Here is a 1,767-nt window from a genome sequence, read left to right as displayed (position 1 = left end):
CGATCGGCCCGATCGCGGACAGAAGCACCACGTACATCGCGAAATCGGCGAGCGCCATCAGCGTCGGGCCGGACACGGTTCCGCCCGGCCGCAGCATCCTTTCGCTGTAGCGCTGGCGCAGCAGGCAGGTCTGGCCGTCAGCGCTCTCGATCGTGATGTCGTCGCCGCTGAAGGCCTGGGGAAACTCGCCGCGGAGAAACTGCTCGACCTCCGCCACGCTCATTTTCGCTAACGCCATGCTCCGCCTCGCCCTCGCTTCACGTCCGCTGTTACATTAGGTTATCTGCATCATCCAATTGCAATAATCCAACTGGAAACGCTTCAATGTCCGTCCAGCCCGCCCGCACCCCCTCCCCGGAACCGCCGATCCTGCTGCGCGAGATCGTCGGCACCGTCGCCGTGCTCACGCTGAACCGCCCCGCCGCGCGCAACAGCCTGTCGGAGGCGATGATCGGCCAGCTGCATGCGAGCTTCAACGCAATTGCCGAGGACAAGCGCATCCGCGCGGCCGTCATCGCCGCCAACGGTCCGGCCTTCTCCGCCGGCCACGACATGAAGGAATTGACCGCGCGCCGCAGCGACCCCGATCGCGGCCGCGCCTTCTTCGCCGAGATGATGAACGCCTGTAGCGCGATGATGCAGGCGATCGTGCATCTGCCGAAGCCCGTGGTCGCCGCCGTCCAGGGCATCGCGACCGCCGCCGGCTGCCAGCTCGTCGCAAGCTGCGATCTCGCGATCGCCTCGGAAGCAGCGAGCTTCGCCACGCCCGGCGTCGACATCGGCCTGTTCTGCTCGACGCCGATGGTGGCGCTGTCGCGCAACGTGCCGCGCAAGCAGGCGATGGAGATGCTGCTGACGGGCGAGCCGATCCCGGCCGCCCGCGCCCGCGAGATCGGGCTCGTCAATCGCGTYGTGACAGCGGGTACCGAGCGCGACGCCGCGATTGCGCTGGCGGAACAGGTCGCGCTGAAATCCGCCTATACGGTCAAGCTCGGCAAGGAGGCGTTCTATCGCCAGGCCGAGATGAGCCTTGCAGACGCCTATCGCTATGCGGCAGAGGTGATGACCGAGAACATGATGGCGCGCGACGCCGAGGAAGGCATCGGCGCCTTCATCGAGAAGCGCGCGCCGACATGGCGGGATGAATAGTCAACTCCTCATCCTGAGGAGCCGCGGAACGCGGCGTCTCGAAGGATAGAGGCCCGACTGTGGCTTCATGGTTCGAGACGCGCGTGCCGCGCTCCTCACCATGAGGGTCAGAGAAAGAAAAAGATGAACCACGACGCCTATCCCGACAATTACATCCGCGCCATCCTCAACAGCGTGAAGTCGATCGCGATGGTCGGCGCCTCGCCGGTCAATGTGCGGCCGAGCTATTTCGCATTCAAATATCTGGCGCAGCGTGGCTACGACATGATTCCGGTCAATCCCGGCCATGTCGGCAAGGAGCTGCTCGGAAAGCCCTTCGTCGCCTCGCTGTCCGACATCGGCCGTCCCGTCGACATGATCGACATCTTCCGCAACTCCAGCCACATCATGCCCGTGGTCGAGGAAGCCCTGAGGCTCGATCCGCTGCCGAAGGTGATCTGGATGCAGCTCGGCGCGCGTGACGACGTTGCGGCGGCGAAAGCCGAAGCGGCCGGCATCAAGGTCGTGATGAACCGCTGCCCCAAGATCGAATATGGCCGCTTGTCGTCCGAGATCTCCTGGATGGGCGTCAATTCGCGCACGCTCAGCTCCAAGCGCGCGCCAGCGCCGACGCAAGGC

3 protein-coding genes are annotated in these 1,767 nt (G+C 65.0%); 2 read left to right on the top strand and 1 reads right to left on the bottom strand.

Translation table 11 applies throughout. The features are described from left to right. Positions 1-238: hotdog family protein (locus AC1D00_RS39665; RefSeq protein WP_477014441.1), on the bottom strand; the 238-nt coding region annotated here is incomplete at its 3' end. Positions 239-324: 86 nt separating this feature from the next. Between AC1D00_RS39665 and AC1D00_RS39660 the strand changes: the two genes are divergently transcribed. Together AC1D00_RS39660 and AC1D00_RS39655 are read left to right on the top strand one after the other, a co-directional pair. Beyond that, positions 325-1,149, top strand: a complete 825-nt coding sequence (locus tag AC1D00_RS39660) for an enoyl-CoA hydratase (RefSeq protein ID WP_477014440.1) — start codon at positions 325-327, stop codon at positions 1,147-1,149. 123 nt (positions 1,150-1,272) lie between these two features. Beyond that, the coding region (locus tag AC1D00_RS39655; protein WP_477014439.1) for a CoA-binding protein at positions 1,273-1,767 on the top strand (495 nt) is incomplete at its 3' end.

Source organism: Bradyrhizobium sp. P2_E8 (assembly GCF_056403875.1).
This window is presented reverse-complemented; position numbering and strand designations above follow the sequence as displayed.